Consider the following 12,992-nt stretch of genomic DNA (forward strand, 5'->3'; position numbering starts at 1 on the left):
GAAGGTGAGGCAATATAGATGAGAGCTTTTATTGATGATTTGGCAGGAGCCATTCATGACATATTAGGCGGGTTCTCCTATTTTCTAGCTGGCGTCCTGATTGTCAGCGCACTGATGTACCTTTTTGTATGGGTCATTCGTTTGGTGGCGGGCTGAAAGGCAGCGGCAAAGCTGTGTTTTTAAAAGGAAAATTAGAAGGGTGGATGGTCGGGTGGAGAAGTGGACAGGAGCGGCGGGGATTTGTGTGAATGACCGCAATGAATTGTTGATGGTTCGTGAAGAGATAGCAGGCGGAGGAAGTGCCTGGACGGTTCCGGCAGGCGGGGTAGAGCCTCCGGAAACGGTGGAGCAATGTGCGGTTCGGGAGATGGCGGAAGAAACGGGATACCTCGCTCGGGTTCAGGAGAAGCTTCGGGTGAAAAGCGGGGAATACGAACATCTTGGCATCGCTTACGAGGTGCATTATTTTCTGATGGAAGCGATCGGCGGCCAAGCACAGCTGCAGGACCCGGACAACCTGGTCCGTGAGATCGGCTGGAAGCCGCTCCAGGAAGTGAAGTCGTTGCCGCTTGTCTATCCCGAGGACCGGGAATATCTTGCCAGCCGATTGGAAAAGGGCTTTAAGCTGAACTCTGTTTGAAAACCAATAGATTGATTGAAGGAATGCAAAAGCCGGGAAACGAAATCATACATATCATCCGAAAAAGAAGGTGGCAGCATGCAAGCACCCGAAAATATACTAGCTGTGTGGCGGCGTTTTGACGGGTTTCCGATGGAGACGCTGACGAAAGCCTGGTTTTATCCACGGACAGGGGAAAACAAGCAGCGCAGCGTCGAAATGATGAAAGAGCACCGGCGACGCTACGGCAATACGGGGAATTGTTTTGATTTGGCGCTCTGGCTGCTGGATGAATTCCGGAAAGAAGGCGTCTGTGCATACGGGGTAGGCAGTGATTTAGGGACCATGGAAGCCCACGCTGCAGTGGTTGCAGAAGATGCAGAGGGCTGGCGCTATTTATGCGATATCGGCGACCAGTGGCTGCAGCCGATCCTGGTGGACGGCAGCGCCCCGGCTTTTCGGAGCGGAAAGCTGGCTGGTTTTTTCCCGGCAGCGGACGTGGAGATTTTCCCGGCAGGAAGAAGTGTGGACATCGTCTATCACCGGCCCGGCGGGAAAGCGTCGGAGCAGACCTATGAGCTGGAACCGGTGGATGACGATGCGTTCTGGCGAGCTGCAGAATTTTCTCAGCGCCATATCTACCCGAAAGCATTGCTGGAAGTCCGCATCCCCTACAAAGCAGAAACCGCCCATTGGGAATTCGAGCATTGGGAAAGCTTCCTGAGCACGAGCGAAGGCTTATTCCAGGATGCCCCGGTATCGACGTTGGATGAATGGGTCGAACGGATTCATGAGAAGACCGGCTTTGACCGGCAATTTCTGAAAGAAGCGCTGGAGATCTATAAAAAAGGAATCAAAAAAGATAATATAATGGAAAATGGATGAAAGAGCAGAAAGTGGGAAAAATATTGGAAACACGATTGTATTTTATTCGGCATGCGCATTCGGTTTACACACCGGATGAACGGGAGCGCCCCTTGTCCGAAAGCGGGCACGCTGATGCACAACACGTGAAAGAAGCACTGAAAAATGAAGGGATCGGTCGGGTGCTTTCAAGCCCCTATAAGCGGGCCATCCAAACCGTTGAACCGCTAGCCGGTTCCGTCGGAAGCGGGATTGAGCTGATGGAAGGGTTCCGGGAGCGGCAGCTCAGCGAAGGGCCGGTCGATAATTTTGCAGCGGCGATCGCGAAAGTGTGGAGCGACGAGAGCTATGCCTTCCAAGGCGGTGAATCCAACCGCGAAGCAAAAGAAAGAGGCGTTGCGGCTGCGCTTGAAGTACTGGAGCGCTATCCTGGAGCGCGGATTGCGATTGGCACCCATGGCAATCTCATGGTACTCGTGATGAATCATTTCGACAGCCGCTACGGAGTGGAATTCTGGCGGGAGCTTGCGATGCCGGACATCTACTGCCTGCGTTTTGATGGCTTGGAGCTGGCAGGCGTGGAACGTATCGGGATAGTGAAGGCCGGCCTATGATCAAAGCGGTGCTATTTGATCTGGACGGCACGCTGCTGGACCGCGACGCCTCGCTTGCATTGTTCGTCGAGAACCAGTATGAGCGGCTGCAAGCGCATCTCGGACATGTTCCGAAAGAGCAGTACAAGAAGCGGTTCATCGAATTGGACGCCCGGGGATACCGCTGGAAAGACGAAGTTTACCAGCAGCTGGCGAGCGAATTCGCCATCGAAAGTATTTCCTGGGAAATACTGCTCGAAGACTATGTCAGCCACTTCCAAGACCATTGCGTGCCTTTTCCGGGGCTCGAAGACGTGCTGGCGGAGTTGAAGCGCCGTTCGTTCCGGCTCGGCATCATCACGAACGGTCCGGGTGGACTGCAGCTCGGCAGCGTCCGGTCCCTTGGAATCGAACCGTATTTTGATGTGGTGCTGGTGTCGGGAATTGAAGGGGTCTCCAAACCCGACCCGCGCATCTTCAACAAAGCGCTCGAAGCGCTCGGTGTCGGGCCGCATGAAGCGGTCTATGTCGGCGACCACCCGGCAAACGATGTCGAAGCGGCAAAAGCTGTTGGCATGTCCAGTGTATGGAAAAGGGATCCGCAGTATGATGCGGCAAATGCGGAATATGTGATTGACGATCTGAGCGAATTGCCAAAGATTCTGGAGAGATTCCAGCTTCGCATCGAACCGTTCAAATCGGAAGATGCCGAAGAACTGGTCGGGCTGTTTTACGGAACCGTCCACTCGGTGAATGCGGCTGATTATTCTTCGAACCAATTGGCCGTGTGGGCGCCGGAAGGGCAGCAAGCGGAAAAAGCGGAGCAATGGCGTGTTTCCTTGTCACAGAACGCAACATTTGTCGCCAGAGTAGGCGGGAATATTGTCGGCTTCTGCGATTTGGCGAAAGGCGGCTATTTGGACCGGCTCTATGTCCACCGGAACTATCAGCGGCAAGGCATCGCGAGCCGGCTCATGGACCATGCCGAGCGGGAAGCCGGGAACCAAGGGGAAAGCGAAATTCATACCGAAGCGAGCATCACGGCAAAGCCTTTCTTCTTGCGCCGCGGCTATCGCATCATCCGAGAGCAATCGGTGGAGCGGCAAGGCGTCCGGCTCAGAAATTACTTGATGGCGAAGCACTTGGACGGCGCCGGACTATGACGTAAGGTCATAGAGGGCTGTTCCCGCAAAAAAAGAGAATTAAAAACATTACCTTTAGAGGAGAATAATATGGAAATCAAAACGCAGCGGCTTGCTTTGCTTCCTTTTACAGAGGAAATCCACGAAGCATATTCTGGCCGGTATGAAACAGGACCGCATATCGAAGGGCATTTGAAAGAATTGAAAGAGAATCCAGAGCTCAAGGGATGGGGCGTCTGGCTCGCCATTCGTCAAGACAACGGCAAGCCGGTCGGCGACCTCGGATTTAAAGGCAGACCGGATCGGGAGGGCGTGGTCGAAGTGGGCTACGGCATCGTACCCGACGAACAGAACCAAGGACTGGCGACGGAGGCGGTGGAAGCACTTATTGGCTGGGCATTCACCATGGGCGGAGCAACCAAAGTGATTGCCGAATGCCTGGCAGACAACATGGCTTCGATTAAAGTCCTTCAGAAACTTGGCATGCGCGAAACCGGAAGGGACCAAGGAATGGTCTATTGGGAATGCGCAAAATAAAACCTTCAAACTGTAGACAAAGTCTAATTTAAATGAATAGAGATGCATAAGCCCGACCGGGCTGGCCACTTCGCTTTCCGTGGGCTCGGCTTCAGTCTCCTTGTCACTGCGTTCCTGCGGGGCCTTCAGCTCGAGTTGGTCCCACAGGAGTCTCCGTAGCCAGCCCGGTCGGGAGCGTCTTCTGTATCTGATAGAGGGGATAAGAATACTAATCCTGCTTTGGCCTGCTGGGAACAAGCCGCTGGTTTCAGGATCCGCAACGGAAAGCGTCCGCCTGAAGTGGAGGATCCAACACAGCTTCCATTAGTTTTATTCATCGAATTGAAAAATTATTCTTTTGTCTACAAGCTCAAAACCTTCAGCCTGAAAAGGCTGAAGGTTTTTTCTACGAATAATAAAGGGCGGCAGACAGGATAAGGCTAAAGAAGCTCATCAATAGCCCGGCAAAGAACAAGCTTTTCCGTATCGGGAACGAGCGCGCATAGCCGTGCAGGTTTTCCTGGCGCCGCTCGCTTTCGCGGATGAGCTGTTCTTTTTTATTTACTTTTGCGAAAAAGTTTTTTGTGCTATGAACGAACGCGTCAAAAAAGCGCCCTTCGATCAATGCCATCACTGCTGAAGCCATCAGCAGGAAAAGCCCGACCAGAAAAACGGCGTCCAACCATTTCAGGACCGTCCAGGGCGAATCCATGAGAAAAGACAATAAAATCGAGAAGAAAAGAGAAATTATAAGAATGCCTGCTCTTGAAGTCATAGAAACGTTCCTTTCTTTGTATATTTATAGACTAACACGCATGTCTAGTTTTAGAAAATTTAAATATCTTGTTGCCTAATAAGTAAAATACTATTATGATTAAAAAGAATTATTAGAAAATACAGGGGGTAGGAAAAATGGGGAAAAAGATGAAAACCCAAATGTTGCTTGTTTTGATGGCATTCGTATTAATATTATCCGGATGTAACTTTAATTCTTCCGAAGGCACGTCAAGTGAAGGGGCAGAAGGCGAAGAAGGAAAGGCGAGCCAAGTACTGAACGTTTCAGAAACCGCTGATATTCCGACCTTGGATTCTACAAAAGCCCATGACGGCGTCGCATTTACGGTATTGAACAACGTCAATGAAGGGTTATACCGCCAGGATGAAAACCACCAGCCGATCGAAGCATTGGCGACTGAACATACAACCAACGAAGATGAAACTGTCCATACGTTCACATTGCGCGATTCAAAATGGAGCAATGGCGAACCGGTTACAGCGCAAGATTTTGAATATGCATGGAAACGCGTTATGAAAGATGCAAGCCCGTACAATTTCATGTTCGTGACAGCAAGCATCAAAAATGCTGAAGCGATCATGAACGAAGAGAAAGACGCGGAAGAATTGGGCGTTAAAGCTGTTGATGAAAAAACATTGGAAGTTACGCTTGAAAATGCAAACCCATTGCTTGAATCATTGCTGACATTCCCGACATTCCTGCCGCAGAACCAGGCATTTGTTGAAGAGCAAGGCGATCAATATGCATTGGAAGCGGAAAACATCTTGTTCAACGGACCATTCAAATTGGTTGACTGGACACATGAGCAAGGATGGAAATACGAAAAGAATGCAGACTACTGGGATGCAGAAGCAGTTAAATTGGATGCAATCAACGCATACGTTGTAAAAGATTCGACAACGGGCGTAAACTTGTACGAAACAAACAAAGTGGACCGCATCAACTTGAGCTCTGAGTCCGTCGACCAATACAAGGAAGATGAAAACTTTGATACGATTCTTGAGCCGAGCTTGATTTTCCTTCGTTTCAACCATAACCATCCGGTACTTGGAAACAAAAAAGTCCGCCAGGCAGTCAATATGGCGATCGATAAGGAAAGCTTGACGGATGTTATTTTGAAAGACGGCTCAACTGCATTGAACGGCGTCGTGCCGAAAGGGTTCTTCCAGTCTCCGGACGGTGAAGATTTCCGCGATTTGAACGGCGACTTCAACACAGGGACAGTAGAAGAAGCACAAAAATTATTTGCTGAAGGCTTGAAAGAAGCGGGCGCAACTGATGTAACAGCTTCGATCAACATTTCAGATTCAGACGACCACAAGAAAGTGGCGGAATACCTGCAAGCCCAGCTTGAAGAAAACCTTCCAGGATTCAAACTGGAAATCAAAGCCGTGCCATTTGCACAGCGCCTTGAAATCGAAAAAGCGATCGAATACGATATCTCCTTATCTTCATGGGGCCCTGACTACAGCGACCCGATGACGTACTTGGATATGTGGCTGGAAGGCGGATCTGCCAACCGCATGGACTACCACAATCCGAAGCTTGATGAATTGGTATCACAAGCGCGCGTCGAAACCGACCTTGCGAAACGCTACGACATGATGCTGAACATTGAAAAAATCCTCTTGGAAGAAGATGCTGCAATCGCACCGCTTTACCAGGATGGTTCAGCTATTCTCATGAGAAACAAAATTAAAGATTTGATTGTCCACCCGACTGGAGCTTCATTCTCTTATAAATGGGCATCCATCGAAGAATAATTTGCAGGTTATGCAGCTATAGGTACGAGGGTGTAGCCGAGTGATCGGCGCCCTCGTATTTTTGTCTGTTATAAGCGGGACAAAGAAACAAGCATTTCATCAAGAACTTACTTATTTTAGAGAACAGAGGTGTTCCCATGAAACGGTATATAGCGCAACGGATCGGCTATATGATTATCACTCTTTTTGTCATCGTCACGGCAACGTTCTTCCTGATGCAATTGCTACCGGGAACTCCGTTCACCAATCCGGAGAAGCTTGGGGCGGCCCAATTAGCTGTGCTGAATGCGAAATACGGGCTCGATCAGCCAGTCGGCATCCAGTATATCCAGTATCTTGGAAACCTGGTCCAAGGCGATCTGGGCTATTCGTTCCAGCATGAGGGCCGGACAGTAACCAGCATGATCAGCGAACGGATCGGGCCTTCTGCGTTTATCGGTCTGCAAGCCATGGTGTTTGGGGCAGTCGTTGGGCTAGTGCTCGGCATCGTTTCGGCGCTCAAGCACAATTCCATTTTGGATTACGGCTCGGTGACGCTCGCGGTACTTGGCATGTCGATTCCTTCATTCGTTTTTGCCGCATTGCTCCAGTACTACGTCGGCGTCAAGCTGGAATGGCTCCCGGTTGCCCTGTGGGAAGGCTATTCGAGCACGCTGTTGCCGTCAATCGCTTTATCGGTGACCGTGACGGCGACTGTGGCGCGTTTTATCCGCAGCGAAATGCTTGAAGTCATCGGACAGGACTACATCACGACTGCGCGCGCCAAAGGCATGACAGAACAGCAGGTAGTGGTCAAGCACGTCATCCGCAATGCGCTTATTCCGGTTGTGACGATGCTCGGGCCATTGGCGGTTTCAATCATGACCGGAACGCTCGTCATTGAAAAAATCTTTTCGGTGCCAGGGCTCGGGGAGCAGTTCACGCTGTCGATCCTGGTGCTCGATTACAGTGTCATCATGGGGATTACGATTTTCTATAGTGCGCTGTTCATCTTCGTCGTCTTTGTAGTGGATATTATTTACGGCTTCCTGGATCCCCGCATCAATTACAAGGGGGAATCCGCATGAAAGAAATAAACGCAAAGCCTCCATTCCGAAACGATATCCAGACACAGAACGAATACATTCCGGAAGCGATTCCGGCAGATCTGTTCGAAAAAGCGCCGCTCGACCAATCCAAAAGCGAGGAAATCGGCACACCTTCGCAATCATTCTGGCAAGAAGCATTTCAGCGGCTCACGCGCAACCGGGGAGCAATGATTTCACTGGTGCTGCTGATCATCCTGATTGCGCTTGCGCTGATCGGGCCAAGCATGAACGACTTTTCCTACCGCGAACAGAACTTGGCGCATTCCAATTTGCCGCCGAAAGTGGCAGGCTTGGAATGGCTGGGCTTTGACGGCTTGAATGCCCAAGGGACCGACGAGTACGCCGAGCGCCAAGTGGCAACCAATTATTGGTTCGGTACCGATGAATTCGGGCGCGATCTTTGGACGCGCGTCTGGAAAGGGACTCAAATTTCCCTTTTCATCGCTCTGGTGGCAGCAGCGCTGGACTTGGTAATCGGCGTCCTATACGGCGGCATATCCTCGTTCTATGGCGGCCGCGTCGACAACGTCATGCAGCGGATCATCGAAGTGCTGATGGGGATTCCGAACTTGATCGTCATCATCCTCTTCATCCTGGTCCTCGAACCAGGCGTCCGTTCGATTATCCTGGCCATGGTCATCACCGGCTGGGTCGGCATGGCACGGGTGGTGCGCGGGCAGATCCTGCAGCTGAAAAACCAGGAATTCATTCTGGCTTCACGTACGCTCGGGGCATCAAACAGCCGATTGATCGGCAAGCATCTATTGCCGAACGTCATGGGGCCGATCATTGTTACCGTCATGTTCACGATTCCGACCGCGATTTTCTTCGAAGCGTTTTTGAGCTTTATCGGACTGGGGCTGCAGGCTCCGCTGGCATCTCTTGGCGTTTTGATTGAAGATGGTTATAAATCGATGCGTTATTTCCCGTACAAACTGATTTTCCCGGCACTTGTCATCAGCTTGATCATGATTTCATTCAATTTGCTGGCTGACGGCCTGCGGGATGCATTAGATCCGAAAATGAAACGATAAGGGGGAGGGGCCACACATGAAAGAAAGTATCCTGAAAGTTGATGATCTGCATGTTTCATTCCAGACCCAAACCGGAAAAGTCACAGCGGTGCGGGGAGTCAGTTTTGATCTGAAAAAAGGCGAAACGCTCGCCATTGTCGGTGAATCCGGTTCCGGGAAATCGGTCACCGCGAAATCGATTATGCGGCTGTTGCCGAAACACAATACCGAAATTTCCAAAGGCGATATTTTATACGGCGGGAAGAGCCTCTTGGGCCTGTCGATGAAACAGATCACCGATATCCGGGGGTCCGAGATTTCAATGGTGTTCCAGGATCCGATGACGTCGCTGAATCCGACGATGAAAGTCGGCAAGCAGATCATGGAAGGCCTTCAGCGCCATCAAAGCATGAACAAAGCACAAGCGCGTGCGCGTGCCTTGGAAATGCTGAAGCTGGTCGGGATCCCGAATGCGGAAAACAGGCTCGACAGTTTCCCGCATCAGTTTTCTGGAGGGATGCGCCAGCGCGTCGTAATCGCTTTGGCGCTCGCGTGCAACCCGAAAGTGCTGATTGCCGACGAGCCAACGACCGCGCTTGACGTCACCATCCAGGCACAGATTCTTGATCTGATGAAGGATTTGCAGCAGAAGACAGATACCGCAATCATTTTGATCACCCACGATTTAGGGGTGGTGGCGAATATGGCCGACCGGGTAGCGGTCATGTACGGCGGCAAGATCGTCGAACAAGGCCCGCTGGATGAAATTTTCTATAATCCGCAGCACCCGTATACCTTGGGCTTGTTGAAATCGATGCCGAAGCTGAATGAAGAAAAAGGGCAGCCGTTGATGCCGATCCCCGGCTCGCCGCCGACCCTCGCAACGCTTGGCTCCGGCTGCGCCTTCGCTGCCCGGTGCCCGCATACGATGAAAGTCTGCCATACGTATACGCCGCAGGAAACGGAAGTGAGTGCTGGCCACACAGCCGCCTGCTGGCTGCAGGATGCACGGACTCCGAAAGCGGAACCGGCAAAAGAACTGGTCGGCAATTAAAAAAGAGTATGATGAAAAGCTTGCCTTAGGGCGGGCTTTTTTATTTTGGTAAAATAAATGAAAGGAGCGATGTAGATGGAAAGCGAAAGAATCACCCGGTGCGATGAAAATGGCAAGCCGCTCGGAACGGCTTCACGTGCAGAGATACATAAATACGGCGATTGGCATCAGACATTCCATTGCTGGTTTGTCAGCCGGAAGGACGGAAAGGATTGGATCCACTTGCAGCTGCGGAGCGGCGCCAAGAAGGATTTCCCGAATCTGCTCGACATTACAGCTGCGGGTCACTTGCTGGCAGATGAGAAAGCGGAGGATGGCGTGCGGGAAGTGGAGGAAGAACTGGGGATTCCGGTAAAGTTTGAAGACCTGGTGCCGCTGGATGTGATCAAAGACCAGATTCACTTGGGAGATTTTATTGACAATGAGCTTTGCCAAGTATTTCTCTATCGTATGCCAAACCATGACGTTAAGTATAAGTTCCAGAAAGAAGAAGTGGCGGATATGTTGGTAATGGAATTCGAGAATTTCTTCAGCCTGTGCACAGGGCGCAAAGAAGAAGCGGAAGCTGTGGCGTATGGGGATTACGCGGATAGATTTCAGAAGGATGCATCCAGAAAGGTGAATTTATACGATTTGGTTCCGCACGGAAAGGGCTATTTGGAAAAAGTGGCTGCTTTGATCCAAGAACAGCTCGATGCCTAAAAAACCGCCACTCCTTTTTATGGGGTGGTGGTTTTTAGGCTGCCGACAAACCTTCTTTAGATGAGTTAATAAAAGAGATATACTTCTTATCCCGCTTCGACCGCTTTGGGCATGGCTTCCGCCACGAGCCGGGAAAAGCACCCGTCTCATAGCGAAAAACCTTCTGCTTCTGCTCCTGCATCGCTGCGCTAGCTTCGTCGCAAATAAAATGGACCAAACTACCTTTGGTCCATTTTATTGCCTAGCCCACGGACGCGCTGGCGCTGGTTTAGCTCTTTAAAAGCTGAAAACTTTATCCGTTTTGCGGAATATCAGTAAGAGACAAGCATGTTGTATCTTTCTCAGCAAAATGAAAACCGCCACTCCTTTTATAGAGTGGCGGTTTTCGTTGTTAATTCGTGAAGAACGCTCCGTAATAGCGGCTGAAAGCTACCGCGAAGTCGCCGCGGGTGACTTGCTGCGCTGGTGCGAATGAGGCGTTGATGGTCGGTTTCAAGTCATATTTTCCTTGGTTGACAGTGAACTGGGCGTTCAAGATATTCAAATCCAATGCCACTTGGACATAGCCCTTTAAATGGGCAGGGATGTCGGCTTGATCACTGATTGAAATCCGTTCGTCTTTATACTGTACTGTTATGTCGCCTGTGAAATTTTCGGCCTCTTCTTGCAGCCCTAAGCTCTGGACGAGCGAGTAGGCAAGGTCCGCTTTTGTAACACTGCCTTTTGGATCAAACGCTCCACCGGCGCGAAGTTCAAGTACGCCTTTTGAAGTTTGGCGAAAGTCCCGGAAAGCGGCGCCTTTAGAAGTGACGGCCGCTGCATAGGGAGCAAATTCCCCTAATCCAGCGAAGGTTTCTGCTGAAACCATATTCTGGCGGATTTCTGCGCCCATGACCAAGTAAGTAGCCAAGTCCATACGATTTAATTTGGTATCAGGTTTAAACAGGCCTGTTGAATAGGAATCAATCAGCCGGTTCTCGATGCCCATGGCAATGGCCGCTTCAGCGGGGTGCCCTGCAATATCCGAAGCACCGGTAATGCCGTTTACTTTTGTAAAGGCAATCGAGCCTTTCACTGTTTCCGGAACCGCCAAACCTACAGGATTCAAAGCGTCTCCGCGAAGTCCGCGCACTTCCAATTTCCAATCACCCGCTGCCGGATTGTTGACAGTGACTGTGCGGTCGTAAGTGGTCGGGAACAGCAGGCTGACCCCTGAACTGTATTCGGTGCCATCAGGGGAGATGAGCACAAGATTTACCGGGTTTCCTGTTTGTTCGAGAATCCCCGCCGCATTAGCTTTCGCTAAAAGCGTGGATACCCCTTCTTCAACGGTGAAACTGTGCTGGGTACTAGCTGATAAAGTATACTCTACTGCAAAATCTTCAGTTGTACGTTCCGAGTTGACACTGGCATTGAAATCTTTTGTGCTGTTCAGTGTCGCCCCGTATGGAGTGCCGTTCATAACACTTTCAACAGCGGCGTAAGCATTCACGTAGCCGGCTCCGACTTCCCATGTTTCATAGCCGGGCATATTCGTAGCAGTCTGCTGCAAGATGGTTTTCACTTCATCCGGTGATAACGTAGGATCTGCTTCCAAAAGCAATGCTGTAATACCTGCTGCATGAGGTGTCGCCATAGACGTTCCGCTCATGATGGTGTAGTAAGGCAAGTGTGCCGGGTCCAGCGTTTCAATATCCTGCTGAGCCGCTAAAGAAGTGACAGGTGAAATGGTCCGGGTAGAAACGATGTCGACGCCAGGCGCTACGAATGTCGGAGCATCTGCCCAAGTCCAAGTTTTTCCGTCCATTTCAAACGTTCCGCCGACTCCTTTGGTTCCGCGTGAAGAAAAATCTGCGAGTGTTCCGTCTTTCTCGCCAGCGCCGACTGAGATGACCCATGGAGCTTTTGCATAAGGGTTATGTGTATTCTCGGCAGGGCCTTCGTTGCCCGCAGCAAATAAAACAACGATTCCGCGGTCATACGCTTTTTTGCTGGCAATATTGATAGGGTGGTTCGGATCGAATGCGCCTGAAGAACCCCATGAATTGGTGATGACGCGGATATTGTATTCCCGCTGGTGAGTAATGGCGTAGTCGAATCCGCCGATGCCATCGAGTACGAACAATGCACCGCCTGACCCGTAGCCGATCAAGTCAGCTCCTGGAGCTGCCCCTTCGTATTTTCCGCCGGACAAGGCTCCAGTTCCGCCAACAGTGCCCGCTACATGTGTTCCGTGGCCGGAATTCGTATCCGTGTTCGGTACATTCTCTGTATAGGAAATCGGGAGAATTCCGGTTCCTTGAAGATTGGTCGTGCCTAATACATTCTGAACCAGGTTTCTGCCTAATTCATGGTCTTTGTGCGTGCCGTCGACTCCGCTGTCATTGACGACTACCCCTATGCCTTCGCCCGACAGCGGGAATCCGCCGTTTTGCTGCTGGAACCCAGAATCGGACTGGACTTTATCCACGCCGGTGATTGCGGAGGCGTCTGCATTGAAATAAGTCATTTTTTCATTCAAATAAACCGATTGTACTTCTTCATTCTGGGCAAGCTGTTCCACTTGCTGCTTAGTGGCAAGTGCGCCCACGATCGGAAGGCTTTGCATCGTGATGGCTGAGTTGATGCCAAGGTCCTGTATAAGTGTTTTCTGTGCATCCGTCGGTTTGCCGTCGCCCTTGAATGCAATGATGACCTGGGCGGTGTCGCTCGCTTCGAATGCAGACCACAGCTTTTCATCGACTACTGTCTTAGCGGTAGTGGTAATGCCTGTTGCGCCGGCAGGTGAAAATGCCGGGAAAATTAAAAATAATAAAGTTATCAAGATCAATATTTTTTTCAT

At 50.8% G+C, this 12,992-nt stretch carries 13 protein-coding genes; 11 read left to right on the top strand and 2 right to left on the bottom strand.

The window, feature by feature from the left end; genetic code table 11:
* Window positions 1-18: 18 nt before the first annotated feature.
* The 6 genes from ACTL32_RS17495 (at window position 19) to ACTL32_RS17520 (ending at window position 3,755) form a co-directional block, all read left to right on the top strand.
* Window positions 19-156: a hypothetical protein gene (locus ACTL32_RS17495; protein ID WP_441342665.1), complete on the top strand. Its 138-nt coding sequence runs from the start codon at window positions 19-21 to the stop codon at window positions 154-156.
* 55 nt (window positions 157-211) lie between these two features.
* Window positions 212-640 (top strand): NUDIX hydrolase, encoded by a 429-nt coding sequence (locus ACTL32_RS17500; RefSeq protein WP_441342666.1) that lies wholly within the window; start codon window positions 212-214, stop codon window positions 638-640.
* Window positions 641-718: 78 nt separating this feature from the next.
* Window positions 719-1,504: a hypothetical protein gene (locus ACTL32_RS17505; RefSeq protein WP_441342667.1), complete on the top strand. Its 786-nt coding sequence runs from the start codon at window positions 719-721 to the stop codon at window positions 1,502-1,504.
* A 23-nt stretch (window positions 1,505-1,527) separates the two neighbouring features.
* Window positions 1,528-2,097 (top strand): histidine phosphatase family protein, encoded by a 570-nt coding sequence (locus ACTL32_RS17510; RefSeq protein WP_441342668.1) that lies wholly within the window; start codon window positions 1,528-1,530, stop codon window positions 2,095-2,097.
* Window positions 2,094-3,239 carry a GNAT family N-acetyltransferase gene (locus tag ACTL32_RS17515; protein ID WP_441342669.1) on the top strand — a complete coding sequence of 382 codons (1,146 nt, stop codon included), beginning with the start codon at window positions 2,094-2,096 and terminating at the stop codon, window positions 3,237-3,239. The genes ACTL32_RS17510 and ACTL32_RS17515 overlap by 4 nt, the downstream gene beginning before the upstream one ends.
* Before the next feature lie 69 nt (window positions 3,240-3,308).
* Window positions 3,309-3,755 carry a GNAT family N-acetyltransferase gene (locus ACTL32_RS17520; protein WP_441342670.1) on the top strand — a complete coding sequence of 149 codons (447 nt, stop codon included), beginning with the start codon at window positions 3,309-3,311 and terminating at the stop codon, window positions 3,753-3,755.
* 385 nt (window positions 3,756-4,140) lie between these two features.
* On the opposite strand, the gene ACTL32_RS17525 is transcribed toward ACTL32_RS17520, so the two are convergent.
* Window positions 4,141-4,509 carry a DUF3899 domain-containing protein gene (locus ACTL32_RS17525; RefSeq protein WP_441342671.1) on the bottom strand — a complete coding sequence of 123 codons (369 nt, stop codon included), beginning with the start codon at window positions 4,507-4,509 and terminating at the stop codon, window positions 4,141-4,143.
* Window positions 4,510-4,646: 137 nt separating this feature from the next.
* On the opposite strand from ACTL32_RS17525, the gene ACTL32_RS17530 reads away from it, so the two are divergent.
* The 5 genes from ACTL32_RS17530 (at window position 4,647) to ACTL32_RS17550 (ending at window position 10,150) form a co-directional block, all read left to right on the top strand.
* Window positions 4,647-6,293, top strand: coding sequence for a peptide ABC transporter substrate-binding protein (locus tag ACTL32_RS17530; RefSeq protein WP_441342672.1), 1,647 nt, complete (start codon window positions 4,647-4,649; stop codon window positions 6,291-6,293).
* Between the two features lie 137 nt (window positions 6,294-6,430).
* Window positions 6,431-7,360: an ABC transporter permease gene (locus ACTL32_RS17535; RefSeq protein ID WP_441342673.1), complete on the top strand. Its 930-nt coding sequence runs from the start codon at window positions 6,431-6,433 to the stop codon at window positions 7,358-7,360.
* Window positions 7,357-8,415 carry an oligopeptide ABC transporter permease gene (gene opp3C, locus ACTL32_RS17540; RefSeq protein ID WP_441342674.1) on the top strand — a complete coding sequence of 353 codons (1,059 nt, stop codon included), beginning with the start codon at window positions 7,357-7,359 and terminating at the stop codon, window positions 8,413-8,415. Before ACTL32_RS17535 ends, opp3C begins: the two co-directional genes overlap by 4 nt.
* A 16-nt stretch (window positions 8,416-8,431) precedes the next feature.
* Window positions 8,432-9,448, top strand: a complete 1,017-nt coding sequence (locus ACTL32_RS17545; RefSeq protein ID WP_204892902.1) for an ABC transporter ATP-binding protein — start codon at window positions 8,432-8,434, stop codon at window positions 9,446-9,448.
* Between the two features lie 75 nt (window positions 9,449-9,523).
* On the top strand, window positions 9,524-10,150 hold the full coding sequence (locus tag ACTL32_RS17550; protein WP_441342675.1) for an NUDIX hydrolase: 627 nt from the start codon (window positions 9,524-9,526) through the stop codon (window positions 10,148-10,150).
* A 391-nt stretch (window positions 10,151-10,541) separates the two neighbouring features.
* Here the strand turns inward: ACTL32_RS17550 and ACTL32_RS17555 are convergent, their stop codons facing one another.
* Window positions 10,542-12,992, bottom strand: coding sequence for a S8 family serine peptidase (locus tag ACTL32_RS17555; RefSeq protein WP_441342676.1), 2,451 nt, complete (start codon window positions 12,990-12,992; stop codon window positions 10,542-10,544).

This window comes from Planococcus sp. FY231025 (genome assembly GCF_052078085.1).
In the GTDB taxonomy this organism is placed as follows: Bacteria; Bacillota; Bacilli; order Bacillales_A; family Planococcaceae; genus Planococcus.

Excerpts from the sequence above, each read along its gene's own strand:
- ACTL32_RS17495 (WP_441342665.1), top strand. The coding sequence starts at position 19 with ATGAGAGCTTTTATTGATGATTTGGCAGGAGCCATTCATGACATATTA.
- ACTL32_RS17505 (WP_441342667.1), top strand. The coding sequence starts at position 719 with ATGCAAGCACCCGAAAATATACTAGCTGTGTGGCGGCGTTTTGACGGG.
- ACTL32_RS17515 (WP_441342669.1), top strand. The coding sequence starts at position 2,094 with ATGATCAAAGCGGTGCTATTTGATCTGGACGGCACGCTGCTGGACCGC.
- ACTL32_RS17520 (WP_441342670.1), top strand. The coding sequence starts at position 3,309 with ATGGAAATCAAAACGCAGCGGCTTGCTTTGCTTCCTTTTACAGAGGAA.
- ACTL32_RS17525 (WP_441342671.1), bottom strand. The coding sequence starts at position 4,509 with ATGACTTCAAGAGCAGGCATTCTTATAATTTCTCTTTTCTTCTCGATT.
- ACTL32_RS17530 (WP_441342672.1), top strand. The coding sequence starts at position 4,647 with ATGGGGAAAAAGATGAAAACCCAAATGTTGCTTGTTTTGATGGCATTC.
- ACTL32_RS17535 (WP_441342673.1), top strand. The coding sequence starts at position 6,431 with ATGAAACGGTATATAGCGCAACGGATCGGCTATATGATTATCACTCTT.
- opp3C (WP_441342674.1), top strand. The coding sequence starts at position 7,357 with ATGAAAGAAATAAACGCAAAGCCTCCATTCCGAAACGATATCCAGACA.
- ACTL32_RS17545 (WP_204892902.1), top strand. The coding sequence starts at position 8,432 with ATGAAAGAAAGTATCCTGAAAGTTGATGATCTGCATGTTTCATTCCAG.
- ACTL32_RS17550 (WP_441342675.1), top strand. The coding sequence starts at position 9,524 with ATGGAAAGCGAAAGAATCACCCGGTGCGATGAAAATGGCAAGCCGCTC.
- ACTL32_RS17555 (WP_441342676.1), bottom strand. The coding sequence starts at position 12,992 with ATGAAAAAAATATTGATCTTGATAACTTTATTATTTTTAATTTTCCCG.